The organism is Streptomyces sp. NBC_01803, from assembly GCF_035917415.1.
Classification (GTDB): Bacteria; Actinomycetota; Actinomycetes; order Streptomycetales; family Streptomycetaceae; genus Streptomyces.
The window spans coordinates 4,993,450-5,017,897 of sequence record NZ_CP109073.1 but is presented as its reverse complement, the minus strand read 5'-3'; the positions used below and the strand labels follow the sequence as shown (position 1 = coordinate 5,017,897).

Genomic DNA, 24,448 nt, shown 5'->3' with positions numbered 1-24,448 from the left:
GAGCGCATCAAGGGCTCAGGTGTTGCTCGGTCCGCCGATCTGAATACCGGCCATCCGGGACCACTCGTAGGGCCCGGTCCTCACGCGCGCGGCGAGGGCGCCGTCGAACGCCTCGCGCAACTCGACCCCGGTCTGCTCGGCCGCCTGCTCCAGGGCCGCCCGGTCGGGGTTCACCACGTCGCCCCAGGCACCGTCGGACCCGACCAGCACCAGGCGGTAGCCACGGGCGCCGAGGTAGGCGATCTGTCCCTCCGCCCGGCCGCCGTGCGCGCCGGCGAAGGAGCGGATGCGGCGGGCCAGGCGCTTCACCTCGCGGCCGGCCACGGCGGGAGGACGGCCGGGCTCACGGTCCTCGGTCACTTCAGCGGTGTCAGTCATGAGCGCATCCTACCGGCCAGTAAGTTCCCCGGGGAGGGGCGGGAGAGCAGAGAGGTCAGCGAAGGAAGGGATCGATGGCGACGGCGAGGAAGAGCACCGAGACGTAGGTGATCGACCAGTGGAACAGCCGCATCTCCTTCAGCTTCGCGCCCTTCAGCCCCGCGCGGGCGCGCGCCGACAGCGCGTGCGCCTCCCACAGCCACCAGCCGCCGGCCAGCGCGGCGACCGCCGGGTAGAACCAGCCCGTGTAGCCCAGCGGCCACAGCGCCAGCGACACCGCGACCATCACCCAGCTGTAGGCGACGATCTGCCGGGCCACGACCGTGTTGGCGGCGATCACCGGGAGCATGGGGACGCCCACGCGCGCGTAGTCCTCCTTCACCTTCATCGACAGCGGCCAGTAGTGCGGCGGCGTCCAGAAGAAGATGACGAGGAAGAGGATGACCGAGGCCCACGAAAGTGAGCCGGTCACCGAGGACCACCCGATCAGCACGGGCATGCAGCCGGCGATCCCGCCCCACACGATGTTCTGCGCGGTGCGGCGCTTGAGCAGCATCGTGTAGACCACGACGTAGAAGAGGAGCGCGCCGAGCGAGAGCGCGGCCGACACCCAGTTCACCAGCAGCCCGAACCACAGCGTCGAGGCGACCGCGAGGGTCAGCCCGAAGGCCAGGCACTCACCGGGCCGGACGACGCCGGTGACCAGGGGGCGATTCTGCGTGCGGTGCATCAGGGCGTCGATGTCGCGGTCGAGGTACATGTTGAGCGCGTTCGCGCCACCCGCCGACAAGTACCCGCCGAAGCAGGTGGCGAGCACCAGCCACAGCTCCGGCACACCCTGCTCCGCAAGGAACATCACCGGCACCGTGGTGATCAGCAGGAGCTCGATGATGCGCGGCTTCGTCAGTGCGATGAACGCCTTGACCCGGGCTCCCGGTGTCCGGCGGTCAGAGCCCGATCCGAGCTCTGCCACGGGACGGGAATCGACGGCCGTCACGGACACCTCATGGTTGTGCGACATCAGCGGATGGGCGCTGCGGGCAAGTACCTCGTCACTCTAGACGCCGGGCTCGCACCGCTTGTCGCCGGGTCCCCGTGTTGCCGAGCGTGCCGGAACGGCCCGGCTGGGGCACCCTGGGAAACGTCGGACGTCCGCCGGTACGTCCGGAGGTAGGCTCGGCAGCGCCTGGTGAGCCATGTCCCGCCGTAGGGGGAGGGGCGGGCCACCGTGCCTGACACATGCGGGAAGGAGCCCTGACGCAGGGTGAGCAGCAAGCCGACCACCTCAGACCTCGAGTGGACCGATCTTGACCAACAGGCGGTGGATACCGCCCGGGTGTTGGCCATGGACGCCGTACAGAAGGTCGGAAACGGCCACCCCGGCACGGCGATGAGCCTGGCTCCCGCCGCGTATCTTCTGTTCCAGAAGCTGATGAGCCACGATCCGTCGGACCCCGACTGGACCGGCCGGGACCGTTTCGTGCTCTCCGTGGGTCACACCAGCCTCACGCTCTACATCCAGCTCTACCTCGCCGGGTACGGCATGGAGCTGGACGACCTCAAGTCCTTCCGGGTCTGGGGCTCCCGGACCCCGGGCCACCCCGAGCACGGCCACACCGACGGCGTGGAGACCACCACCGGTCCGCTGGGCCAGGGCGTCGCCAACGCGGTGGGCATGGCGATGGCCGCCCGCTACGAGCGCGGCCTGTTCGACCCGGAGGCCGCCCCCGGCGAGTCGCCGTTCGACCACACCGTCTGGGTCATCGCCGGCGACGGCGACCTCCAGGAGGGCGTGGCCGCCGAGGCGGCCTCGCTCGCCGGCCACCAGAAGCTGGGCAACCTGGTCCTGCTCTACGACGACAACCACATCTCCATCGAGGGCGACACCGCCACCGCGTTCTCCGAGGACGTCCTGGCCCGGTTCGCCGCGTACGGCTGGCACACCCAGCGCGTCGCGCCGAAGGAGAACGGCGACCAGGACCCGCACGCGCTGCACGAGGCGTTCCGGGCCGCGCGGGCGGAGACCGGCCGCCCCTCGATCATCGCCGCCCGCTCGATCATCGCCTGGCCCGCCCCCAACGCGCAGAACACCGAGGCCGCGCACGGATCCGCGCTGGGCGCCGGGGAAGTGGCCGCCACCAAGCGGGTGCTGGGCTTCGACCCCGAACGGCACTTCGACGTCACGGACGCCGTGATCGCCCACACCCGGTCGGCCGTCGAGCGCGGCCGGCGCGCCCGCGCCGCCTGGGAGGAGAGGCTGGCCGCCTGGCGGCGGGCCAACCCGGAGCGGGCCGCCGAGTTCGACCGGATCCGGGCCTGGCGGCTGCCGGAGGGCTGGGAGAAGTCGCTGCCCGTCTACGAGGCGGGCAAGCAGGTCGCCACCCGCAAGGCGTCCGGCCAGGTCCTGGCGGAGCTCGGCGGCATCCTCCCCGAGCTGTGGGGCGGCTCCGCCGACCTCGCCGGCTCCAACAACACGACGATCGACGCCTCTTCGTCCTTCCTGCCCGAGGGCAACCCGCTGCCGGAGGCGAACCCCTACGGCCGCACCGTGCACTACGGCATCCGTGAGCACGCCATGGGCTCCGCGATGAACGGCATCGCCCTGCACGGCAACACCCGGATCTACGGCGGCACGTTTCTCGTCTTCTCGGACTACATGCGCCCGGCCGTCCGGCTCGCCGCGCTGATGAAGCTGCCCGTCACCTACGTGTGGACGCACGACTCCATCGGCCTGGGCGAGGACGGCCCGACCCACCAGCCGATCGAACACCTGTCCGCGCTGCGCGCCATCCCCGGGCTGAACATCGTGCGCCCGGCCGACGCCAACGAGACCGCCCTCGCCTGGCGCGAGATCATCAAGCGGCACGGCACCCACCCGGCCCCGCACGGCTTGGCGCTGACCCGGCAGAACGTGCCGACGTACGAGCCGAACGAGGGCGTGGCGCTCGGCGGTTACATCCACACCGAGGCCCAGGGCGGCATTCCGCGCGTCATCCTCATCGGCACCGGCTCCGAGCTCCAGATCGCCCTGGCGGCCCGCGACGAACTCCAGGCCGACGGCGTGCCGACCCGCGTCGTGTCGATGCCGTGCGTCGAGTGGTTCGAGGAGCAGGACCGGGGGTACCGCGACCACGTGCTGCTCCCCGCCGTCCGCGCCCGCGTGGCGGTGGAGGCCGGAGTGGGGCTGAGCTGGTACCGGTATGTGGGCGACGCGGGGCGCGTGGTGTCCCTGGAGCACTTCGGCGCCTCCGCCGACTACGAGACGCTCTACCGCGAGTTCGGCCTCACGGGGGATGCCGTGGCGCTGGCCGCGCGGGAATCCCTCACCATCGCCGAGCGCTGACACCGACACCGAAACCGACACCGACACACGAGACTGCAGGGGATGCGATTTCCATGACCGACGCACTCAAGCGCCTCTCCCAGGAGGGTGTCGCGATCTGGCTGGACGACCTGTCGCGCACGTTGATCACGTCCGGCGACCTGGGCGAGCTGCTCGATCAGCAGCACGTCGTGGGCGTCACCACCAACCCGTCGATCTTCCAGAAGGCGATCTCGGCGGGTGAGGGCTACCAGGAGCAGCTCGCCGACCTGGCCGCCCGCCGGGTCACGGTCGAAGAGGCGGTACGCATGATCACCACCGCCGACGTCCGGGACGCGGCCGACGTGCTGCGCCCGGTCTACGAGGCCACCGGCGGGCTGGACGGCCGGGTCTCCATCGAGGTCGACCCACGCCTGGCCCACGACACCCGCGCCACCGTCGCCGAGGCCAAGCAGCTCGCCTGGCTGGTCGACCGGCCCAACACCTTCATCAAGATCCCGGCCACCCGCGCCGGACTGCCCGCCATCACCGAGACCATCGCCCGGGGCATCAGTGTCAACGTCACGCTGATCTTCTCCCTCCAGCGCTACCGCGAGGTGATGGACGCCTACCAGACCGGCCTGGAGAAGGCCCGGGCCAGGGGCCTGGACCTGGCCGGGATCTACTCGGTGGCGTCGTTCTTCGTCTCCCGCGTCGACACCGAGACCGACAAACGCCTGGCGGCCCTGGGCACCCCGGAGGCCACCGCCCTGCGCGGCAGGGCCGCGCTGGCCAACGCCCGGCTCGCGTACCAGGCGTACCAGGAGGTCACCGCCGCCGACCGCTGGCAGGCGCTCTCCCGCGCCGGGGCCAACCCGCAACGCCCGCTGTGGGCCTCCACCGGTGTCAAGGACCCGGCCTACCCGGACACCCTGTACGTGACCGAGCTGGTCGCCCCCGGCACCGTCAACACCATGCCCGGCGCCACCCTGACCGCCACCCAGGACCACGGCCGGATCACCGGCGACACCATCACCGGCACCTACGAACAGGCCCGCGCCGACCTCGACGCCCTGGAGAAGGCCGGCGTCTCCTACGACGACATCGTCCAGCTCCTGGAGGACGAAGGCGTGGACAAATTCGAGACCGCCTGGAACGGCCTCCTCCAATCCACCAAGACCGAGCTGGAACGCCTGGCCGGCGGAGAGGACTGAGGCACCGGTGAGCGGCAGCTCGAAGTCCAGCAATCCCCTGCGCGGTCCGCAGGACCGACGGCTCCCGCGCATCGCGGGGCCGTCGGGCCTGGTCATCTTCGGGGTGACCGGCGATCTGTCCCGCAAGAAGCTGATGCCCGCCGTCTACGACCTCGCCAACCGGGGGCTGCTGCCGCCGGGCTTCTCGCTGGTGGGCTTCGCCCGCCGGGACTGGGCGGACGAAGACTTCTGCGAGGTGGTCCACGACTCCGTCAAGCAGTACGCGCGCACCCCGTTCCGCGAGGAGGTGTGGCGCCAGCTCGCCGAGGGCATGCGCTTCGTCTCCGGCGTCTTCGACGACGACCAGGCGTTCACGACGCTGCGCACCACCATGGAGGAGCAGGACAAGGAGCGTGGCACCGGGGGCAACTTCGCCTTCTACCTCTCGGTGCCGCCGAAGTTCTTCCCCACGGTGGTGACGCAGCTCAAGAAGCACGGGCTGTCCGAGGGGCAGGGCGGCAGCTGGCGGCGGGCGGTGATCGAGAAGCCGTTCGGGCACGACCTGTCCTCCGCGCAGGAGCTGAACCGGGTGGTGCACGATGTCTTCCCGGCCCACGAGGTGTTCCGGATCGACCACTACCTGGGCAAGGAGACCGTCCAGAACATCCTGGCGCTGCGCTTCGCCAACACGATGTTCGAGCCGATCTGGAACCGGTCGTACGTCGACCATGTCCAGATCACGATGGCCGAGGACATCGGCATCGGCGGCCGGGCGGGGTACTACGACGGGATCGGGTCGGCCCGGGACGTCATCCAGAACCACCTGCTCCAGCTCCTGGCCCTCACGGCGATGGAGGAGCCCTCGTCGTTCGACGCGGACGCCCTCGTCACCGAGAAGCTGAAGGTGCTGAAGGCGGTCAAGCTCCCCGCCGACCTCGGCCGGCACACCGTGCGCGGGCAGTACACGGCGGGCTGGCAGGGCGGCGAGAAGGTGCGCGGCTATCTGGACGAGGAGGGCATCGACCCGGCGTCGGTGACCGACACGTTCGCGGCGACGCGGCTGGAGATCGACAACCGCCGCTGGGCGGGCGTCCCGTTCTACCTGCGCACCGGCAAACGGCTCGGGCGGCGCGTCACGGAGATCGCGGTGGTCTTCCAGCGCGCGCCGTACTCGCCGTTCGACACGACCGACACCCAGGAGCTGGGCCACAACGCGCTGGTCATCCGCGTCCAGCCGGACGAGGGCGTGACCGTGCGGTTCGGCTCCAAGGTGCCGGGCACCCAGATGGAGATCAGGGACGTGACGATGGACTTCGCGTACGGCGAGTCCTTCACCGAGTCCAGCCCCGAGGCGTACGAACGGCTGCTGCTCGACGTGCTGCTGGGCGACGCGAACCTGTTCCCGAGGCATCAGGAGGTCGAGCGGTCCTGGGAGATCCTCGACCCGGTCGAGGAGTTCTGGGCCAAGCACGGCAAGCCGGAGCCGTACACGGCCGGCACCTGGGGCCCGAAGGCGGCGGATGACATGCTCGCGCGTGACGGACGGAGCTGGCGGCGGCCATGAATATCGACCTCACGGACACCACGTCCAGCCAGATCAACGGCGCCCTGATCCGGGCCCGCCGCGCGGTCGGCTCGGCGATCGGCATGGTCCTGACCCTCGTCATCGTGACCGACGAGGGGAATCACTACGACGCGCTGAAGGCGGCCAGCGAGGCGTCCAAGGAACACCCCTGCCGCATCCTGGTCGTCATCAAGCGCCCCGGCCGCTCGCCACGCGAGCGGTCCACCGCCCGGCTCGACGCCGAGGTACGGGTCGGCGGCGAGGTCGGCAACGGCGAGACCGTGCTGCTGCGGCTGCACGGCGAGCTGGCGGCGCACGCCTACAGCGTGGTGCTGCCGCTGCTGCTGCCCGACGCGCCGACGGTCGTGTGGTGGCCCGAGGACGCCCCGGGCGATCCGGCCGAGGACCTGCTCGGCACGCTCGCGCAGCGGCGGATCACGGACGCGGCGGCCACCGAGGACCCGGTGGCGGCCCTGGGCGTGCGCGCCGAGGTCTACGCGCCGGGCGACACCGATCTCGCGTGGACCCGGCTCACCCCGTGGCGCAGCGTGCTGGCGGCGGCGCTGGACCAGAAGCAGGCGAAGATCTCCTCGGCGAGGGTGGAGGGTGAGGAGTACAACCCGAGCACGGAGCTGCTCGCGTTGTGGATCGCCGAGCGGCTCGGGGTGCCCGTGGAACGGGGCGTCACGCCGGGTCCCGGCATCACCGCGGTGAAGCTGGCGACCGAGGACGGCACGATCTGCCTGGACCGGCCGGACGGCGCGCTGGCCACGCTGGCGGTGCCGGGCCAGCCGGACCGGCACGTGGCGCTGCACCGGCGGGCGACGGCCGAGCTGATCGCCGAGGAGCTGCGGCGGCTGGACCCGGACGACACGTATGCGCAGGCCGTCCGGTTCGGCGTGGACAAGCTGAGCAGGCCCGCGTCGGAGGCGGCCTCGGCTTCCGGTTCCGGGGAGGGCGCGTCGGCGCCCCCACCGAAGAAGCCCGCGGCCACGGGCAAGAAGGCCGCGGCGGCCAAGCCTGCGTCATGACCGGGCCGTCCGCAGTGGTCGTGGTCCATCAGGACAAGGACGCGATGGCCCAGGCCACGGCCGCCCGGCTGATCGCGGCGGTCGCGGACGCGCAGATCGCGCGCGGCACGGCCTCCGTGGTGCTGACGGGGGGGCGCAACGGGATCGGCCTGCTGGCCGCGCTCGCCGCCTCCCCGGCCCGGTCCACCGTGAACTGGGCACGTCTGGACCTGTGGTGGGGCGACGAACGCTTCCTCCCGGACGGGGACCCGGACCGCAACCACACGCAGGCCCGCGCGGCGCTGCTGGACGCGGTCCCCCTCGATCCGGCACGGGTCCACCCGATGCCGCCGTCGGACGCCGCCGCCTCCCCGGAGGCGGCGGCCGAGGCGTACGCCGCCGAACTGGCCGCCGCCGCCGGCCCGTTCGACGTGCTGCTGCTGGGCGTCGGCCCGGACACGCACGTGGCGTCGCTCTTCCCGGGGCACCCGGCGCTGGAGGAGACGGACCGCGCGGTGGTGGCGGTCCACGACGCGCCGAAGCCGCCGCCGGTCCGCGTCAGCCTCACGGTGCCGACGATCCGCTCGGCGCGCGAGGTCTGGCTGCTGGCGGCGGGCGAGGACAAGGCGAAGGCGGTGGCCACCGCGCTGTCCGGGGCCGACACGTCGGCCCCGGCGGCCCGCGTCCACGGCACCGAGCGCACCCTCTGGCTCGTGGACGAGGCGGCGGCCCCCGCCTGACGTCTCCTCATCGGCTCATCGCCGCGCGGCTCATGCCGCACGGCTCATGCCGCACGGCTCATGCCGCACGGCTCATGCCGCACGGCTCATGCGCGCGGCGACGAGCCGGAGCGGCAGCCGCCGACGGAGACCGCGGGAGGGGCCGCCCCCCGGCTCAGCGTCCGCGCAGCTCGCGGTACTTGGCGACGAGCGCGGCGGTGGAGGGGTCGAGGCCCGGCACCTCGGCCCCTTCCACCAGCGCCGGTTCGACCCGCTTGGCGAGCACCTTGCCCAGCTCGACTCCCCACTGGTCGAAGGAGTCGATGTCCCACACGGCGCCCTGCACGAAGACCTTGTGCTCGTACAGCGCGACCAACTGCCCCAGCACGGACGGCGTCAGCTCGTCGGCGAGGATGGTGGTCGTCGGCCGGTTCCCGGGGAACGTCCGGTGCGGCACCAGCTCCTCCGCGACCCCCTCGGCCCGCACCTCGTCGGCGGTCTTGCCGAAGGCGAGCGCCTGCCCCTGCGCGAAGAGGTTCGCCATCAACAGATCGTGCTGGCCCTTCAGATACGGCTCCAGCTCGGCCACCGGCCGCGCGAACCCGATCAGGTCCGCCGGGATGACCTTCGTCCCCTGATGCAGCAACTGGTAGTAGGCGTGCTGCCCGTTGGTCCCGGGCGTGCCCCAGACCACGGGCCCGGTCTGCCAGCTGACCGGCCGGCCCTCCCGGTCCACGTACTTGCCGTTGGACTCCATGTCGAGCTGCTGCAAGTAGGCGGTGAAGCGCGACAGATAGTGGCTGTAGGGCAGGACGGCGTGCGCCTGGGCGTCGAAGAAGGCCCCGTACCAGACGCCCAGCAGCCCGAGCAGCACGGGCGCGTTCTCCTCGAACGGCGCGGTGCGGAAGTGCTCGTCGACCAGCCGGAATCCGTCCAGCATCTCCCGGAACCGCTCCGGCCCGATCGCCACCATCAGCGACAGCCCGATGGCCGAGTCGTACGAGTACCGGCCGCCGACCCAGTCCCAGAACTCGAACATGTTGACGGTGTCGATGCCGAACGCGCTCACCTTCTCGGCGTTGGTCGACACGGCGACGAAGTGCCTGGCGACGGCGGCCTCGTCCCCGCCGAGCCCGTCGAGCAGCCATCGCCGCGCCGAGGTGGCGTTGGTGATGGTCTCGATGGTGGTGAAGGTCTTCGACGCCACGATGAACAGCGTCTCGGCGGGGTCGAGGTCCCGCACCGCCTCGTGCAGATCGGCGCCGTCCACGTTGGAGACGAACCGGAAGCCCAATTCCCGTGCCGTGAAGGGCCGCAGCACCTCGTAGGCCATGGCCGGGCCCAGATCCGAGCCGCCGATCCCGATGTTGACGACGGTCCTGATCCGCTTCCCGGTGTGCCCGGTCCACTCCCCCGACCGCACCCGGTCGGCGAACGCCGCCATCCTGTCCAGCACGGCGTGCACGGCCGGCACGACGTTCTCGCCGTCCACCTCCACCACGGCGTCGCGCGGCGCGCGCAGCGCGGTGTGCAGAACGGCCCGCCCCTCGGTGACGTTGATCTTCTCGCCCCGGAACATGGCGTCCCGCAGCCCCGCCACCCCGGTGGCACCGGCCAGCTCACGGAGCAGCCGCAGCGTCTCGTCCGTCACGAGCTGCTTGGAATAGTCGATGTGGAGATCCCCGACCCGGACCCCGAATCGCACGGCCCGCCCGGGATCCCGCTCGAACAACTCTCGCAGCCCCACCTCCCCGAGCCCCTCACGATGCTTCGCCAGCGCACTCCACTCCGGCATCCGATCAAGCCTGGCCCGGTCAGCAGCGTTCATTCCGTCCTCAGCTCATCAAGGCTCACACGACTGTCCCCCACCACCCCCAACGCTAGTGGATCCCTCCACCTCACCACCGGAGCACCCACCCACCCACCGCCGATCAGGGTCCGTGACGAGGCACCACGCCCGAGGATCGCCGCACCCATCACGGGTTCGTCAAAGCGACCGAACACCCGCACCACGAGAGCCTGATCGCCGCACCCCGAAAGCATGTGGATGCCCACCCTGGACGGTACCCGTCCTGAACAGTTTCCCGGAAGTCATCCTTCCGGTCGCCGCCCCGTGAAACCGGCCTTCGGACGTCAGAAGAGCCCACTATTTCTTCGGAGTCATCGAAATCCCACCCAGCGCGAGGGAGAACATCCGGGCAAGCGCCTTCCGAACATCCGGATCTCGATCGAGTCGCTCCAGCGATGCGAACCTCGCCGGATCAAGATCGATCGTGGCAACCCCGCCAGCATCCCTGCCGTCCACGGCGGAGAAAAGGAGGAGGCACCGATAGGCGCGCACAGCCCCTCCTCGCTCCTCGCGCATCAGCGACGGGAGGGCGACGGTTCCTTCCCCCACCCGGCCGCGTAGCGCGTCCACCGATGTCCACCGAGTCGCCCAGCCCCGGCGCTCCGCCTCCAACTGAATCTCGAGCAGCATGCTGAAACTGATCCGACACACGCGAAAGTCGGGATCAGTCGAATGAATCATGGACATCAGAGCACTACTCCCCGCCCGTCCTCGACCCTTGTTTGGAGTTCGTCCCAGCGGTGATGACCTCCAAGAATAGTTTCGTCACGCGAGATGAGAATCCCGTCTCCCGCTGGGGCGTTGTTGATCGAGTCCAGAAGCGCTTCATTGCTCAGTTCCCAGTGATACCACTGGGATGCAGGATCTCGAGTCGCCTGTCCCTCGGTGCAGTTCTGAGCGACATCACCAGCCGTCTCGTGACGTGTCGAAAAGCCCGGGCATGGCCCAGAATGGTGAACGAGTACTGGCGTGGCCTCCGCCAGCACGTAGTACGTGTGCCGGCGGAACCACTCGGCGTCCTGTAACACCGATCATAGAAGCAGGTACTATCTCCCGGCCCATGGCACCGGACTCGGAATCCGATGCCACCACCAGGCCATCCTCGACGCATCTCGCTCTGGAAAATATTGCGAGACCACTTGATTATCAAGATCTGGCACAGTCAGATCCCAGAGCCGCCCATCCAAGGCATCGAGCACTTCTCGAATTTCTCGCCCCAGATGAAGCGGGAGTCGGAGAATGACTTCACCGACCCTGTCGCGAGTATGCATATCGTTAGCATATTCGTCGATCAAATAATATCCGGATGGGTGCCATCCATGAGCCATTCGGTCAATCATGAGCTCCAACGATCGCATACCTCCTCGGAGCGAAAACGGAGATGCGTCAAAGTTCTGAGTCACACCCATATCAGCCAGATCTCGCCGGTCCGCAACGCGGATCTCCGCAAAAGCGGACTCATCAAAGCAAGACCAGAGCCGCTCGGTCAGCGGAGCCTTCGAATCCCAGTCAAATCCCACTGCATTCACTCCAGAACTTGCTCCTGGTAGTATTCATACCCACGCCCGGGCTGCATGAAGGCACCATCATTACCCTCCCGGATAATCATAGTGCCGCCTTCTCTTGGTCCAGTCCACCAGCCCCATCGAGGGGTACCCCCCCCCGGCGTGTCCCTGAGCCTCGTTGCTGGATTATTGTTCATCGTGTCCTCGAGGAATTCAGGGATATCCTCATCGGCAACCCCAGGGATCGAGCGACCACCTGCATGGGCGGCAATCTTGTCTGCAACCAATCCGGTGTCTTGGGGAGTGAATCCTGACGGCACCCCGGGCAGATCGCATCCTGCGGGATGGGAATTGTGCACCAGGATCGGCGTCTGCCCCGCGAGGGCATAGTACGTGTGCAGGCCCTCCACCGTCAGGTTGTGCACCACCGCCGTGGTGGAGCGGTGGCTGACCGCGGTGATCCGTACCGGGGTGCCGGTGTGGTCCAGGAGCCAGGTGCCCGGTCGCAGGTCGCCGGCGGTCGTCCAGGCTTCGGAGCCCGGCGTCCAGAAGGGGTGGGCGGCCGTCGAGGTGAGGGTTTCCGCTTCGCCGTCGTCGGTCCTGACCATGAGGGTCACCAGATGCTTCGTGCCCTCGTCCACCAGCTCCGCGGTGACCGTTCTCGCTTCCGTTTCCCCGGTCTCCGGGTCGGTCGCCAGGATTTCGTCGCCGATCTCGACATCCTCGATCGGCTTGTACGTCCCGTCCGCCATCAACACTTCGGTGCCGGGGACGAAGCTGTTCCGGCAACTGGGTGGGGCGATATGGCGGGCATCCGCCGCCGCGTCATCGCCCCTGCCCAGCACGTCCCCGGCCGTGTCATAGAGCTTTTGCAGCTTCTTGAACCCCAGCGGCGTGAAGTCCAGGAAGGTGGCGGCGCAGGACCAGCTCACCTCGGCGTTTCTCAGGCAGTTCACAGCCGCCTTGACGTCGGGCACCATCAACTCGACGGCGGCCTCCGCACCGTCCACCATCGCTCCGCCGACCGCGCCCATGGCCTCGGTGAAGGTCTCCCAGATTCCGTAATCATCGTCCGGCCACGGGATGTCTATCCCCCAGTCGATCCCCTGGACATGGCCCCCGCCTCCCGAGCTGGCGACAGCGGGAGTGACGGACGAGGAGGCCGGCATGAGCGACCCCTTGCCGTAGGCGCTCGATCCCCCGCGCGATCCCCCGCGCGATCCCCCGCGCGAGCCGCCGCGCGAGCCGCCCTGGCTCGCCTTGCCGCTGGCCTTCGAACCGCTTCCGCCGGCCTTGCCGTGGCTGGGCCAGATCCGCGGGATGTACAGCAGGCCGGTGGGGTCCGAGAAGGTGACCGGGTTGTTGGCGGCGTAGGTATAGCCGTGGATCTGCTGCGGATCGGTCAGGTTCATCACCGGGTCGAGCGAGACGAACCGCCCGAGCGCCGGGTCGTATTCGCGCGCGCCGAGGTGCGTCAGTCCCGTGGCCATGTCCGTCGTGCCGCCGACGAAGCCGCGGGTGCCGGGCCAGGAGGCCGGCTCGTCGCCGCGGAGATCGCCGAAGGGCAGCGTGCGGCGCTGGGTGACGGCCGAGGTGGCCGCGTCGACGCTGATCTGGCCGGTTCCGTGGTGGTCGGCCAGGGTGATGGAGATCGAGCCGTCGTTCTTGCGGACCGCTGTGTGGCCGCCGCCCAGGTCGATGTAGCGGGTCGCCTGGACGGTCGACGATCCGGCGGCCAGCGTGAGTTCGGTGTGCCCGAGGTAGACGGTGGTCTCGGTCGGGGTCCGGCCGATCAGCCGCTGGCCGTCGGCGTCGTAAAAGGTATTCGGTCGTGACAGGCCACAGCGGGCCACAGCGGAATCGGCGCGAAAAGTGGCCGGAAAACGTCGGTGCCCGGCCGCCCGCTCGGGGAACGGGGGCCGGGCACCGGGGGTGCGTCTCAGATTTCGCCGCGGAGCTTGGCCAGGGCTTCGGCCAGGATGGCCTCGCCGTCGGCGTCGCTGCGGCGCTCGCGGACGTACGCGAGATGCGTCTTGTACGGCTCAGTGCGCGGCGGAGCGGGCGGGGCGTCGCGCTCCGTGCCCGCCGGGAAGCCGCAGCGCGGACAGTCCCAGGTGTCCGGGATCTGTGCGTCGCTGGCGAAGCTGGGCTGCGTCTCGTGCCCGTTCGCGCACCAGAAGGAGACCCTCAGCCGAGGCGCCGACTCCCCGCGTTCGGCCTCACCCATGGGCCCCGCCCCGACCCGGCTGCCCCGGATCGCGTTGCCACCTGCCACGGTCGTTACTCCCTGCCTGACGTCCTGCGAAGTCCTCAGTCTATGCAAGGCACAACGCACGTCCAGTGCTACGAGTTACTGACTTAGGACTTCATGAGCAGACCGAGCACCACCACGATCGAGAACCAGATAAGGCCGACGACCACAGTGATCCGGTCCAGGTTCCGCTCGGCGACCGAGGAGCCGCCGACCGAGGACTGCATGCCACCGCCGAACATGTCGGAGAGGCCGCCGCCCTTGCCCTTGTGCATCAGCACGAGCAGTCCCAACAGGAAGCTGATGACGATCAGCGCGATCTGGAACGCCGTTTCCACGACTGGACCAACTCTCTCGACGACGGACGGACGATGGATAAAGGGATAAAGGGGGCCGGACCGGCGAGGTCCGACCCCCGACAGGGTACACAGCCGACGCACCCCACGGCGCGCGGCTGTCACCCCTCACCGGTCACCGGCTCAGCCGGCTGACCGGCTCACTGGTCGCGGAACCGCACGATCTTGACGAACTCCTCCGCGTCCAGCGCCGCGCCGCCGACCAGGGCGCCGTCCACGTCGGGCTGGGCCATGATCGCCGCGACGTTCCCGGCCTTGACCGAGCCGCCGTACTGGATGCGGACCTTGTCGGCCAGCTCGCCGTCGTACAGCTCCGCCAGCCGCCCCCGGATCGCCGCGCAGACCTCCTGCGCGTCGTCGGGGGTCGCGACCTCACCCGTGCCGATGGCCCACACCGGCTCGTAGGCGATGACGATCGTGGCGGCCTGCTCGACGGAGATGTCCTTCAGGCCGCCGTCGAGCTGGGCGAGGGTGTGCGCGACGTGGGTGCCCGCCTTGCGGATCTCCAGCGGCTCACCGACGCACAGGATCGGGGTGAGCCCGTGCCGGTAGGCCGCCTTGACCTTGGCGTTGCAGATCTCCTCGTTCTCCGCGTGGTACTGCCGGCGCTCGGAGTGCCCGACGACCGCGTAGGTGCAGTGGAGCTTGGCGAGCATCGGCCCGGACACCTCACCGGTGTACGCGCCGGAGTCGTGCGCCGAGATGTCCTGGGCGCCGTACTTGATCTTCAGCTTGTCGCCGGCCACCAGCGTCTGCACGGAGCGCAGATCGGTGAACGGCGGCAGCACCGCGACCTCGACCTCGTCGAAGTCCTTGTCCGACAGGCCGAAGGCCAGCTTCTGGACGTGGGCGATGGCCTCCAGGTGATTGAGGTTCATCTTCCAGTTGCCCGCCATGAGCGGGATGCGCGACGCCATGGTCGTCAGTCCTCCAATGCCGCGAGGCCGGGGAGCGTCTTGCCCTCGAGGTATTCGAGGCTGGCCCCGCCGCCGGTCGAGATGTGGCCGAACGCGTTCTCGTCGAAGCCGAGGATGCGCACCGCCGCGGCGGAGTCGCCGCCGCCGACGACGGTGAACGCCGGGCTGTCGAGCAGCGCCTGCGCCACGGCACGGGTGCCCTCGGCGAAGTCGGGGTGCTCGAAGACACCCATCGGGCCGTTCCAGAAGACGGTGCCCGCGTCGGCCAGCTTCGCCGCGTACAGCTCGCAGGTCGCCGGGCCGATGTCCAGGCCCTGGAGGCCGGGCGTGAGGGCGTCCGCGCTCAGCACGACGGGGCCGGCGGGGGCCTTCGTCCTCAGGTCGGGGAAGTCCTTGGCTGCCACGACGTCCACCGGGAGCACGAACTCCACGCCGCGCTCCTTCGCCCGGCTCAGGTACTCCTGGACGGCCGGGACCTGGTCCTCCTGGAGCAGCGAGTCGCCGACCTCCAGTCCCTGGGCCTTGAGGAAGGTGTACGCCATGCCGCCGCCGATGAGGATGCGGTCGGCCTTCTCCAGCAGGTGGTCGATCACGCCGAGCTTGTCGGAGACCTTGGCGCCGCCGAGGACGACGGCGTAGGGACGGCTGACGTCGTCGGTGAGCTTCCGCAGCACGCCGACCTCGGTGGCGATCAGGCCGCCGGCCGCGTGCGGGAGGCGGGCCGGGAGGTCGAAGACCGATGCGTGCTTGCGGTGCACGGCTCCGAAGCCGTCCCCCACATAGAGGTCGGCCAGCCCGGCGAGCCGGTCGGCGAAGGCGCCGCGCTCGGCGTCGTCCTTGCTGGTCTCGCCCGCGTTGAACCGGAGGTTCTCCAGCAGGGCCACGTCGCCGTCGGCCAGCCCGGCGACGGTGTCCCGGGCGCTGTCACCGACGGTGTCGGCGGCGAACGCCACGGTCTTGCCCAGCAGCTCACCCAGGCGGGCGGCGACGGGGGCGAGGGAGAACCGCGGGTCGGGCGCGCCCTTGGGGCGGCCCAGGTGCGAGGCCACGATCACCCTGGCGCCCGCCTCGGCGAGCTTGGCGATGGTCGGGACGGCGGCGCGGATGCGGCCGTCGTCGGTGATGGTCCCGTCGGCGAGCGGGACGTTGAGGTCGGCGCGGACGAAGACCCGCTGTCCGGCGACCTGGAGGTCGTCGATCGTCTTCATGGTTGTCTGGACTCCTAGAGACTCTCTGCCGCACTTCTCTGCCGCATGGCGCAAGGGCCCGCAGCGCGCGGTGACGCGCTCTGCGAGCCCTGCGTTGACGAAAGGGTCAGAGCCGCTCGCCGACGTACACGGTGAGGTCGACGAGGCGGTTGGAGTAGCCCCACTCGTTGTCGTACCAGCCGACGATCTTGATCTGCTTGCCCTGCGCCATGGTCAGCGAGGAATCGAAGGTGCAGGAGGCGGGCCAGTTGACGATGTCCGAGGAGACGATCTGGTCCTCGGTGTACTCCAGGATGCCCTTGAGCTGGGTCTCCGCCGCGTTCTTGAAGGCGGCGTTGATCTCTTCCTTGGTGACCTCGCGGTCCAGCTCCACGACCAGGTCGGTGACCGAGCCGGTGGGCACCGGGACGCGCATGGCGATGCCGTCCAGCTTGCCCTTGAGCTGCGGGAGGACCAGGGCGGTCGCCTTGGCGGCACCCGTGGTCGTCGGGATGATGTTGAGCGCGGCGGCGCGGGCGCGGCGCAGGTCGTTGTGCGGGAAGTCCAGGATGCGCTGGTCGTTGGTGTAGGCGTGGACCGTCGTCATCAGGCCCTTGACGATGCCGAAGCTCTCGTCCAGCACCTTGGCCATGGGCGCCACACAGTTGGTGGTGCAGGAGGCGTTGGAGATGACGTCGTGGGCGGCGGCGTCGTACTTGTCCTGGTTCACGCCCATCACGATGGTGATGTCCTCGTTCTTCGCGGGCGCGGAGATCAGGACCTTCTTCGCGCCGGCGGCGAGGTGCTTGGCGGCGTCGTCACGCTTGGTGAAGATGCCGGTGGACTCGATGACGATGTCGGCGCCGAGCTCGCCCCAGGGGAGCGCGGCCGGGTCGCGCTCGGCCAGCGTCTTGAAAGTCTGGTTGCCGACCGTGATGGTGTCCTCGGTGTGGGTGACCTCTTCCTTGAGGCGGCCGAGAATGCTGTCGTACTTCAGCAGATGCACCAGGGTGGCGTTGTCGGTCAGGTCGTTCACTCCGACGATCTGGACATCCGCTCCCTGTTCAAGGAGCGCGCGGAAGTAGTTGCGACCGATACGGCCAAAGCCGTTGATTCCTACGCGGATCGTCACGAACCGATCTCCTCGTTGGTACGCCGGTGAAACGAACACCGGCGATGCTGTATAGGGATGTCCCCGACCTCTTCTGACCCTACCGCGCCCCGGTTTCGCAGGTGACATCGGCCAGGCGTGTTCGGGCCCGGAAACAACGGCCGGGTGCGCTTCACGGGTCGCCGCCCCGGCGGCCGGATCAGCCGACCATCTCCTCCGTGAGGCATGCCTCGGTGCCGGGAATGCACAGATCCTGCGCGCGCTTGTCGGCCATGGCCAGCAGGCGGCGGATGCGGCCGGCGACGGCGTCCTTGGTGAGCGGCGGGTCGGCCAGCGCGCCCAGCTCCTCCAGGGACGCCTGCTTGTGGTCCATGCGCAGCCGCCCGGCGGCGGCCAAGTGCTCGGGCACCTCGTCGCCCAGGATCTCCAGGGCGCGCTGGACGCGGGCGCCGGCGGCGACCGCGGCACGGGCGGACCGACGCAGGTTGGCGTCGTCGAAGTTGGCCAGGCGGTTCGCCGTGGCCCGCACCTCGCGGCGCATCCGGCGCTCCTCCCAGGCCAGGACGGAGTCGTGCGCGCCGAGCCGGGTGAGGAGGGCGCCGATGGCGTCGCCGTCGCGCACGACGACGCGGTCCACACTGCGGACCTCGCGGGCCTTGGCCCCGATCTGGAGCCGGCGGGCCGCGCCGACCAGGGCGAGGGCGGCCTCCGGGCCGGGGCAGGTGACCTCCAGGGAGGAGGAACGGCCGGGCTCGGTGAGGGAGCCGTGGGCGAGGAACGCGCCGCGCCAGGCGGCCTCGGCGTCGCAGGTCGCTCCGGACACCACCTGCGGGGGCAGGCCGCGGATGGGCCGGCCGCGGCCGTCGACCAGGCCGGTCTGCCGGGCGAGCTGGTCGCCGCCCGCCACCACGCGCACCACATAACGGCTGCCGCGGCGCAGGCCGCCGGGGGCCATCACCACGAGATCGGAGGAGTGCCCGAAGATCTCCAGGATGTCCCGGCGCAATCGCCGGGCGGCGATCCCGGTGTCCAGCTCTGCTTCGATCACGATCCGCCCGCTGACCAGGTGCAGGCCGCCCGCGAAGCGCAGGATGGACGACACCTCCGACTTGCGGCAGCAGGTGCGGGTGACGGGAAGCCGGGAAATCTCGTCCTTCACCGCAGCCGTCATCGCCATGGGCCGATCCTTCCATGCATCCGAAAAATACGGTCATACGCGGCGGCCAGCAGCTCCGGATCATGCCGGGCGGAACGGTCCGGCGCGGCCACCGGCGCCAGCTCGACTCCGGCCCCCAGCCGCTTCGCCGCCCGGCGCAGACTTTCCTCGTCCGGCACGGCGGCGCGGTCCGCCAGCACCACGTCAAAGGCGAGTTTAGGGGCGTGTTGTACCAAAACCTCCACATGACGCTGCGGGGAGAACCCATCAGTTTCGCCGGGTTGGGGCGCGAGATTGAGGGAGAGGACCCGGCGCGCCCTGGTGTCGGTCAGGGCCTGGAGGAGGTCGGGGACCAGCAGGTGCGGGATGACGGAGGAGAACCAGGAGCCCGGTCCGAGGATCACCCAATCGGCGTCCAGAACGGCCTGCGCCGCCTCGGGGACGGCGGGCGGGTCGTTCGGCACGAGCACCACCTGGCGCACCTCGCCCGGGGTGAGGGCGACGGCGACCTGGCCGCGCACCTGGCTGAGCTCGTCGGGGCGCGCCGGGTCGTGGCCTTTGACCAGGGCCTCCAGCTCCAGCGGCACGGCCGACATCGGCAGGACGCGGCCGTGCGCGCCCAGCAGCCTGCCCATCAGATCCAGCGCGCGCACGTGGTCGCCGAGCTGCTCCCAGAGGGCGACCAGCAGCAGATTCCCCACGGCGTGGTCGTGCAGGGCGCCCTCGCTCGTGAAGCGGTGCTGGACGACCTCCGACCAGGTGCGGCCCCACTCGTCGTCGCCGCACAGGGCGGCCAGCGCCTTGCGCAGGTCGCCGGGGGGCAGCACGCCGAGCTCGTCCCGGAGCCGGCCGCTGGAGCCGCCGTCGTCGGCGACGGTGACGACCGCCGTCAGGTCGCCGGTGATCCGCCGCAGCGCGGTGAGCGAGGCGGACAGGCCCATGCCGCCGCCGAGCGCGACCACCTTGGGCTGGGCGCTGCGGCGCCCGCCGCGCGGCGATCTGACCGCGCGCCGGCCGCGACTCTCGCCCTCCGCTGTCCGGCGCTGCCGGACGCCCTTTAGCGGCATCCCTACTCGCGTCCCATGTCGCGGTGCACGACGACGGTCTCGACGCCCTCGGCCGACAGCCGGCGGGCGAGCTTCTCCGACATGGCGACGCTGCGGTGCTTGCCGCCGGTGCAGCCGACGGCGATGGTCACATAGCGCTTGCCCTCCCGCCGGTATCCGGCGGCGACGAGCTGCAGCAGCTCCGCGTACCGGTCGAGGAACTCCTTGGCGCCGGGCTGGTTGAACACATAGCCCGAGACCTCCTCGCTGGTGCCGGTGTAGGGGCGCAGCTCGGGCACCCAGTGCGGGTTGGGCAGGAAGCGGCAGTCGACCACGTGGTCGGCGTCGACCGGCAGGCCGTACTTGTACCCGAAGGACATCACCGTCGCCCGCAGCCCCGGCTCGCCGTCACTGGTGAACTGGGCGTCCATCTTGGCGCGCAGCTCGTGCACGTTCAGGTTGGAGGTGTCGATCACCAGGTCGGCGTCGCCGCGCAGCTCGCGCAGCAGGTCGCGCTCGGCGGCGATGCCGTCCACGATGCGGCCGTCGCCCTGGAGGGGGTGCGGGCGGCGCACCGATTCGAAGCGCTGGACGAGCGCGTTGTCCGACGCCTCCAGGAAGACGATCCGCCGGGTCACGCCCTTGGTGTCCAGGTCGGTGAGGGATTGCCGCAGGCTGTCGAAGAAGCCGCGGCCCCGGACGTCCACGACGACGGCGATGCGGGCCACGTTCCCCTGGGAGCGGGCGCCGAGGTCGACCATGGTGGGGATCAGGGCGGGTGGCAGGTTGTCCACCACGAACCAGCCGAGATCCTCCAGACACTTGGCCGCCGTGCTGCGGCCGGCGCCGGACATGCCGGAGATGATGACCAGCTCCGGGGTGGTCAGCACTTCCTCGCCGGCCGCCGCGGTCGGCTCGTTCTCACCGCTGATCTGTTCGCTCATGATGCGGTCCCCCCGTATACCTCTCGGGTCGTGCTGGGTGTCCTGGTGTCCGTGGTGCGCTGAGCCCCCGCTCAGTCCTCGATGATCTCGCCGGTGGCGGTGTTGACCGTTGGGGCGGGCCGACTGTCCTGGGCGAGGACCGCGGCGACCGTCTCCGCCGTTCTCCGGCCCACCCCCGGGACCTCGCAGATCTCCTCGATCGTCGCGGCGCGCAGCCGCTTGACCGAGCCGAAGTGCTTGAGCAGGGCTTTCGTGCGGGTCTCCCCGAGGCCGGGCACGGCGTCGAGGGGACCCCTTCTTATCGATTGTGACCGCTTGCCCCGCTGATAGCGGATCGCGAAGCGGTGGGCCTCGTCACGTGCCCGCTGCAGCAGGTAGAGCCCCTCGCTGGTGCGGGGCAGGATCACCGGGTCGTCCTCGCCGGGCAGCCAGACCTCCTCCAGGCGCTTGGCCAGGCCGCAGACGGCGACATCGTCGATGCCCAGCTCGTCCAGGGCCCGGCGGGCGGCGGCCACCTGCGGCTGCCCGCCGTCCACGACCACGAGCTGCGGCGGGTAGGCGAAGCGCTTGGGGCGGCCGTCCTCGTCCCGGGGCGAGGGCGTGATCTCGATCCCGTCGTCGTCCGGTCCCCGCTCCTGGTCGGGGTCCCGCTCCTCGACGGCCCACTCGCCGGTCCGCTCGCGCTCGCGCAGATAGCGGCGGAAGCGCCGGGAGATCACCTCGTGCATGGCGCGGACATCGTCCTGTCCGGCGAAGCTCTTGATCTGGAACCGGCGGTACTCGCTCTTGCGGGCGAGGCCGTCCTCGAAGACGACCATGGAGGCCACCACGTCGTCGCCCTGGAGGTGGGAGATGTCGAAGCACTCGATGCGCAGCGGGGCCGAGTCCAGGGCGAGGGCCTCCGCGATCTCCTCCAGGGCGCGGGAGCGGGTGGTGAGGTCGGAGGCGCGCTTGGTCTTGTGCAGCACGAGCGCCTGCTCGGCGTTGCGCTGCACGGTCGCCATCAGGTCCTTCTTGTCGCCGCGCTGCGGGACGCGCAGGCTGACGCGCGCGCCGCGGTGCTCGGTGAGCCACTCCGCGACGGGCTCGGCCGGCTCGGGGAGCGCCGGGACCAGGACCTCCTTGGGCACGCTGTCGCCGCGCTCCTCGCCGTAGAGCTGCTGGAGGGCGCTCTCCACCAGATCGGCGGTGGTGACCTGCTCCACCTTGTCGGTGACCCAGCCGCGCTGGCCGCGCACCCGGCCGCCGCGCACGTGGAAGATCTGCACGGCCGCCTCCAGCTCGTCCTCGGCGAGGGCGATCAGGTCGGCGTCGGTGGCGTCGGCGAGGACGACCGCGTTCTTCTCCATGGCGCGCTTCAGCGCCTCGATGTCGTCCCGCAGCCGGCCGGCCCGCTCGTACTCGAGCTCCTCGGCGGCCTCGCGCATCCGCTCTTCGAGCCGGCGCAGATAGGTGCCGGTGCGGCCGGCCATGAAGTCGCAGAAGTCCTCGGCCAGCTCGCGGTGCTCCTCGGCGGTGACCCGGCCGGTGCAAGGGGCGGAGCACTTGTCGATATAGCCGAGGAGACAGGGGCGGCCGACGGCGGTCGCGCGCTTGAAGACACCCGCGGAACAGGTCCGGATGGGGAAGACGCGCAGCAGGAGGTCGACGGTCTCCCGGATGGCCCAGGCGTGGCCGTAGGGGCCGAAATACCGGACACCCTTGCGCTTGGGGCCGCGCATGACCTGGGCGCGGGGGAACTCCTCGTTCATGGTGACGGCGAGCGACGGATAGCTCTTGTCGTCGCGGTACTTCACGTTGAAACGGGGGTCGAACTCCTTGATCCAGGAGTATTCGAGCTGGAGGGCCTCGACCTCGGTGGAGACCATGGTCCACTCCACGGAGGCGGCCGTGGTGACCATGGTGGCCGTCCGGGGGTGCAGGCCGGAGATGTCCTGGAAATACGACGAAAGGCGCTGTCGCAGGCTCTTCGCCTTCCCGACATAGATCACCCGGCGGTGATCGTCGCGGAAGCGATAGACCCCGGGCGAGTCGGGGATCTCGCCCGGCCTCGGGCGGTAGCTGGAGGGGTCGGCCATGGTCGCCACCCTACTGCTCGGCACTGACACCGTGAGCGACGACCGCGCGGCTGCCGAGCCGCACTTGACCTCACGACCCGCACCGTGCCGCACGGGCGGAGAAGCGAACAAAACACCAAACACCAGCGACGACCGCGCGGCTGCCGAGCCGCACCTGACCTCACGACCCGCGCCATGCCGCACGGGCGGAGAAGCGAACAAAACACCAAACACCAGCGACGACCGCGCGGCTGCCGAGCCGCACCTGACCTCACGACCCGCGCCATGCCGCACGGGCGGAGAAGCGAACAAAACACCAAACACCAGCGACGACCGCGCGGCTGCCGAGCCGCACCTGACCCCGCGACCCGCGCCATGCCGCACGGGCGGAGAAGCCCGCCGGGGCTACCAGCCGCGTTCGCGCCATTCCGTCAGGTGGGGGCGTTCCGCGCCCAGGGTGGTGTCGGCCCCGTGGCCCGGGTAGACCCATGTCTCGTCGGGGAGCGGGGCGAAGAGCTTGGTCTCGACGTCGTGCAGGAGGCGGGTGAACGCGGTGGCGTCGCCCCGGGTGTTGCCGACGCCACCGGGGAAGAGGCAGTCGCCGGTGAAGACATGGGGGTGCCCGTCGGGGTCGTCGTAGATCAGGGCGATGGAGCCGGGGGTGTGGCCGACGAGATGCCGGGCGGTGAGGCGGCAGGAGCCCACGGTGATCTCGTCGCCGTCCTCGACCAGGACGGCGGTGGGGACCGGGATGCCCTCGGCGTCGTACCGGCCCGCGTACGTGAGCGCGCCGGTGGCGCGCGCCACCTCGTCGAGCGCCTGCCAGTGGTCGGCGTGGCGGTGGGTGGTGACCACGCCGGAGATGCCGTCGTCGCCGATGAGGGACAGGAGGGTGGCGGGCTGGGCGGCGGCGTCGATGAGGAGCTGTTCGCCCGTGTCGCGGCAGCGCAGCAGGTAGGCGTTGTTCTCCATGGGGCCGACGGCGGCCTTGGAGATGATCAGCTTGGCCAGCTCGTGCACGCCCGCCGGCCCGCCGACGGTGACGTTTCCGGTGTAGGACATGACCGTCAGTGTGTCAGAGCGGTGGCAGCTCGGGCAGCGAGCCACCGGGGCCGCCGATGGTCAGGCCAGTGCCGGGGGTGCGTCCGCTCAGCCAGCCGACGAGTGCGGCGGGGGTGCCGGCGATGACGTGCGGGCCGCCGCTCGCGCCGCCGGTGGGCCAGGCACGGCCGTCCTCGGTGCGCAGCTCCAGGGCTGGCAGGGCGGGGTGGCCGGTGAAGCGGTCGGTGAGGTAGGGCAGGGCGCGGTCGGTGAAGGCGCCGGGGAGGTCGGCGACGGTGTGCCCGGCGTCGAGGTCGATGTGGTGCAGCTCGACCTCGACCCAGCGGCGGAGCGGGAGGGAGGCGACCCGGTCGGTGACGCCGTTGCGGAGGGTGACCGTGACGTGCCATTCCTCGTCGGTGAGGCGGTCGGCGGCGTCGGCGAAGCGGGCGGCGCTGTCCCGCAGGTCGGCGAGGTGGGTGGCCGGCGGGCGGGAGGCGTCGCGCTCGATGTCGGCGTTCCTGGTGGCGTCACTGGGGTACATGGGGCGGCCGGCGAGGACGTTCACGAGGCCGTCGGCGTTCCGCGCGAGGTGGGCCAGGACGTGGCCCCGGGTCCAGCCGGGGAGGCGCGAGGGCTGGGCGACGGCGGTGTCGTCGAGGGTGGCGACGGTGACGAGGAGACGGTCGGTGGCGTCCTGGAGGCCGAGGAGGTCCGCTGCGGGTCCGTTCATGATCACACGCTAACGCGCCCGTCCACTCCATCGGGTGAAAGAAAGGGGGAACCGCCGAGAATCGAACGCACGTGCTATAGGGTCCGTGATTGTCAGATGCCGCCCCTACTCTTGAACGGGGTTGCTCGCA

General features: G+C 70.3%; 21 protein-coding genes. 5 read left to right on the top strand and 16 right to left on the bottom strand.

The window, feature by feature from the left end; translation table 11 throughout:
• Nucleotides 1–15: 15 nt before the first annotated feature.
• Entirely contained in the window at nucleotides 16–378 is a 363-nt protein-coding gene (locus tag OIE51_RS22810; RefSeq protein WP_326599644.1) for a hypothetical protein, read from the bottom strand.
• Nucleotides 379–433: 55 nt separating this feature from the next.
• Nucleotides 434–1,375, bottom strand: coding sequence for a heme o synthase (locus OIE51_RS22805; RefSeq protein ID WP_326600753.1), 942 nt, complete (start codon nucleotides 1,373–1,375; stop codon nucleotides 434–436).
• 267 nt (nucleotides 1,376–1,642) lie between these two features.
• Between OIE51_RS22805 and tkt the strand changes: the two genes are divergently transcribed.
• Genes tkt through pgl form a run of 5 tightly spaced genes read left to right on the top strand, consistent with a single transcriptional unit; the run spans nucleotide 1,643 to nucleotide 8,186 of the window.
• A complete protein-coding gene (gene tkt, locus OIE51_RS22800) occupies nucleotides 1,643–3,721 on the top strand; it encodes a transketolase (protein ID WP_326599643.1) in 2,079 nt (692 codons plus the stop codon).
• 53 nt (nucleotides 3,722–3,774) lie between these two features.
• Complete coding sequence (gene tal, locus OIE51_RS22795) at nucleotides 3,775–4,893, top strand: transaldolase (protein ID WP_326599642.1); 1,119 nt, start codon at nucleotides 3,775–3,777, stop codon at nucleotides 4,891–4,893.
• A gap of 7 nt (nucleotides 4,894–4,900) precedes the next feature.
• On the top strand, nucleotides 4,901–6,436 hold the full coding sequence (gene zwf, locus OIE51_RS22790; protein ID WP_326599641.1) for a glucose-6-phosphate dehydrogenase: 1,536 nt from the start codon (nucleotides 4,901–4,903) through the stop codon (nucleotides 6,434–6,436).
• Nucleotides 6,433–7,467, top strand: a complete 1,035-nt coding sequence (gene opcA / locus OIE51_RS22785; protein WP_326599640.1) for a glucose-6-phosphate dehydrogenase assembly protein OpcA — start codon at nucleotides 6,433–6,435, stop codon at nucleotides 7,465–7,467. Before zwf ends, opcA begins: the two co-directional genes overlap by 4 nt.
• Nucleotides 7,464–8,186, top strand: coding sequence for a 6-phosphogluconolactonase (pgl, locus tag OIE51_RS22780; RefSeq protein ID WP_326599639.1), 723 nt, complete (start codon nucleotides 7,464–7,466; stop codon nucleotides 8,184–8,186). Before opcA ends, pgl begins: the two co-directional genes overlap by 4 nt.
• Before the next feature lie 154 nt (nucleotides 8,187–8,340).
• On the opposite strand, the gene pgi is transcribed toward pgl, so the two are convergent.
• From pgi to OIE51_RS22710, 14 genes are all read right to left on the bottom strand, one after another.
• The gene (pgi, locus tag OIE51_RS22775; RefSeq protein ID WP_326599637.1) at nucleotides 8,341–9,993 is read right to left on the bottom strand and encodes a glucose-6-phosphate isomerase; all 1,653 of its coding nucleotides are present in this window, start codon (nucleotides 9,991–9,993) and stop codon (nucleotides 8,341–8,343) included.
• Nucleotides 9,994–10,311: 318 nt separating this feature from the next.
• Nucleotides 10,312–10,701, bottom strand: a complete 390-nt coding sequence (locus tag OIE51_RS22770; protein WP_326599636.1) for a hypothetical protein — start codon at nucleotides 10,699–10,701, stop codon at nucleotides 10,312–10,314.
• A gap of 838 nt (nucleotides 10,702–11,539) precedes the next feature.
• Nucleotides 11,540–13,372, bottom strand: coding sequence for a polymorphic toxin-type HINT domain-containing protein (locus OIE51_RS22765; protein ID WP_326599634.1), 1,833 nt, complete (start codon nucleotides 13,370–13,372; stop codon nucleotides 11,540–11,542).
• A gap of 86 nt (nucleotides 13,373–13,458) precedes the next feature.
• Nucleotides 13,459–13,794 (bottom strand): RNA polymerase-binding protein RbpA, encoded by a 336-nt coding sequence (locus OIE51_RS22760; protein ID WP_079032138.1) that lies wholly within the window; start codon nucleotides 13,792–13,794, stop codon nucleotides 13,459–13,461.
• Nucleotides 13,795–13,877: 83 nt separating this feature from the next.
• Nucleotides 13,878–14,108, bottom strand: coding sequence for a preprotein translocase subunit SecG (gene secG, locus OIE51_RS22755; protein WP_326599632.1), 231 nt, complete (start codon nucleotides 14,106–14,108; stop codon nucleotides 13,878–13,880).
• Nucleotides 14,109–14,266: 158 nt separating this feature from the next.
• On the bottom strand, nucleotides 14,267–15,043 hold the full coding sequence (gene tpiA / locus OIE51_RS22750) for a triose-phosphate isomerase (protein ID WP_326599631.1): 777 nt from the start codon (nucleotides 15,041–15,043) through the stop codon (nucleotides 14,267–14,269).
• A 5-nt stretch (nucleotides 15,044–15,048) separates the two neighbouring features.
• Nucleotides 15,049–16,251, bottom strand: coding sequence for a phosphoglycerate kinase (locus OIE51_RS22745; RefSeq protein WP_326599630.1), 1,203 nt, complete (start codon nucleotides 16,249–16,251; stop codon nucleotides 15,049–15,051).
• Nucleotides 16,252–16,357: 106 nt separating this feature from the next.
• Nucleotides 16,358–17,362, bottom strand: coding sequence for a type I glyceraldehyde-3-phosphate dehydrogenase (gap, locus tag OIE51_RS22740; protein WP_326599629.1), 1,005 nt, complete (start codon nucleotides 17,360–17,362; stop codon nucleotides 16,358–16,360).
• A 178-nt stretch (nucleotides 17,363–17,540) separates the two neighbouring features.
• Nucleotides 17,541–18,518, bottom strand: coding sequence for a DNA-binding protein WhiA (whiA, locus tag OIE51_RS22735; RefSeq protein WP_326599627.1), 978 nt, complete (start codon nucleotides 18,516–18,518; stop codon nucleotides 17,541–17,543).
• Nucleotides 18,509–19,564 (bottom strand): gluconeogenesis factor YvcK family protein, encoded by a 1,056-nt coding sequence (locus OIE51_RS22730; protein ID WP_326599626.1) that lies wholly within the window; start codon nucleotides 19,562–19,564, stop codon nucleotides 18,509–18,511. Before OIE51_RS22730 ends, whiA begins: the two co-directional genes overlap by 10 nt.
• 2 nt (nucleotides 19,565–19,566) lie before the next feature.
• Nucleotides 19,567–20,487, bottom strand: coding sequence for an RNase adapter RapZ (gene rapZ / locus OIE51_RS22725; RefSeq protein ID WP_326599625.1), 921 nt, complete (start codon nucleotides 20,485–20,487; stop codon nucleotides 19,567–19,569).
• Between the two features lie 71 nt (nucleotides 20,488–20,558).
• Entirely contained in the window at nucleotides 20,559–22,565 is a 2,007-nt protein-coding gene (gene uvrC, locus OIE51_RS22720; RefSeq protein ID WP_326599623.1) for an excinuclease ABC subunit UvrC, read from the bottom strand.
• A 384-nt stretch (nucleotides 22,566–22,949) separates the two neighbouring features.
• Nucleotides 22,950–23,606 (bottom strand): MBL fold metallo-hydrolase, encoded by a 657-nt coding sequence (locus tag OIE51_RS22715; RefSeq protein ID WP_326599622.1) that lies wholly within the window; start codon nucleotides 23,604–23,606, stop codon nucleotides 22,950–22,952.
• A 13-nt stretch (nucleotides 23,607–23,619) separates the two neighbouring features.
• A complete protein-coding gene (locus tag OIE51_RS22710) occupies nucleotides 23,620–24,318 on the bottom strand; it encodes a maleylpyruvate isomerase family mycothiol-dependent enzyme (protein ID WP_326599621.1) in 699 nt (232 codons plus the stop codon).
• Nucleotides 24,319–24,448: the final 130 nt, after the last annotated feature.

Coding starts and splice junctions, on each gene's coding strand:
- OIE51_RS22810 (WP_326599644.1), bottom strand. CDS start 378: ATGACTGACACCGCTGAAGTGACCGAGGACCGTGAGCCCGGCCGTCCT.
- tal (WP_326599642.1), top strand. CDS start 3,775: ATGACCGACGCACTCAAGCGCCTCTCCCAGGAGGGTGTCGCGATCTGG.
- opcA (WP_326599640.1), top strand. CDS start 6,433: ATGAATATCGACCTCACGGACACCACGTCCAGCCAGATCAACGGCGCC.
- pgl (WP_326599639.1), top strand. CDS start 7,464: ATGACCGGGCCGTCCGCAGTGGTCGTGGTCCATCAGGACAAGGACGCG.
- pgi (WP_326599637.1), bottom strand. CDS start 9,993: ATGAACGCTGCTGACCGGGCCAGGCTTGATCGGATGCCGGAGTGGAGT.
- OIE51_RS22770 (WP_326599636.1), bottom strand. CDS start 10,701: ATGTCCATGATTCATTCGACTGATCCCGACTTTCGCGTGTGTCGGATC.
- tpiA (WP_326599631.1), bottom strand. CDS start 15,043: ATGGCGTCGCGCATCCCGCTCATGGCGGGCAACTGGAAGATGAACCTC.
- OIE51_RS22745 (WP_326599630.1), bottom strand. CDS start 16,251: ATGAAGACGATCGACGACCTCCAGGTCGCCGGACAGCGGGTCTTCGTC.
- whiA (WP_326599627.1), bottom strand. CDS start 18,518: ATGGCGATGACGGCTGCGGTGAAGGACGAGATTTCCCGGCTTCCCGTC.
- OIE51_RS22730 (WP_326599626.1), bottom strand. CDS start 19,564: ATGCCGCTAAAGGGCGTCCGGCAGCGCCGGACAGCGGAGGGCGAGAGT.
- rapZ (WP_326599625.1), bottom strand. CDS start 20,487: ATGAGCGAACAGATCAGCGGTGAGAACGAGCCGACCGCGGCGGCCGGC.
- uvrC (WP_326599623.1), bottom strand. CDS start 22,565: ATGGCCGACCCCTCCAGCTACCGCCCGAGGCCGGGCGAGATCCCCGAC.
- OIE51_RS22715 (WP_326599622.1), bottom strand. CDS start 23,606: ATGTCCTACACCGGAAACGTCACCGTCGGCGGGCCGGCGGGCGTGCAC.
- OIE51_RS22710 (WP_326599621.1), bottom strand. CDS start 24,318: ATGAACGGACCCGCAGCGGACCTCCTCGGCCTCCAGGACGCCACCGAC.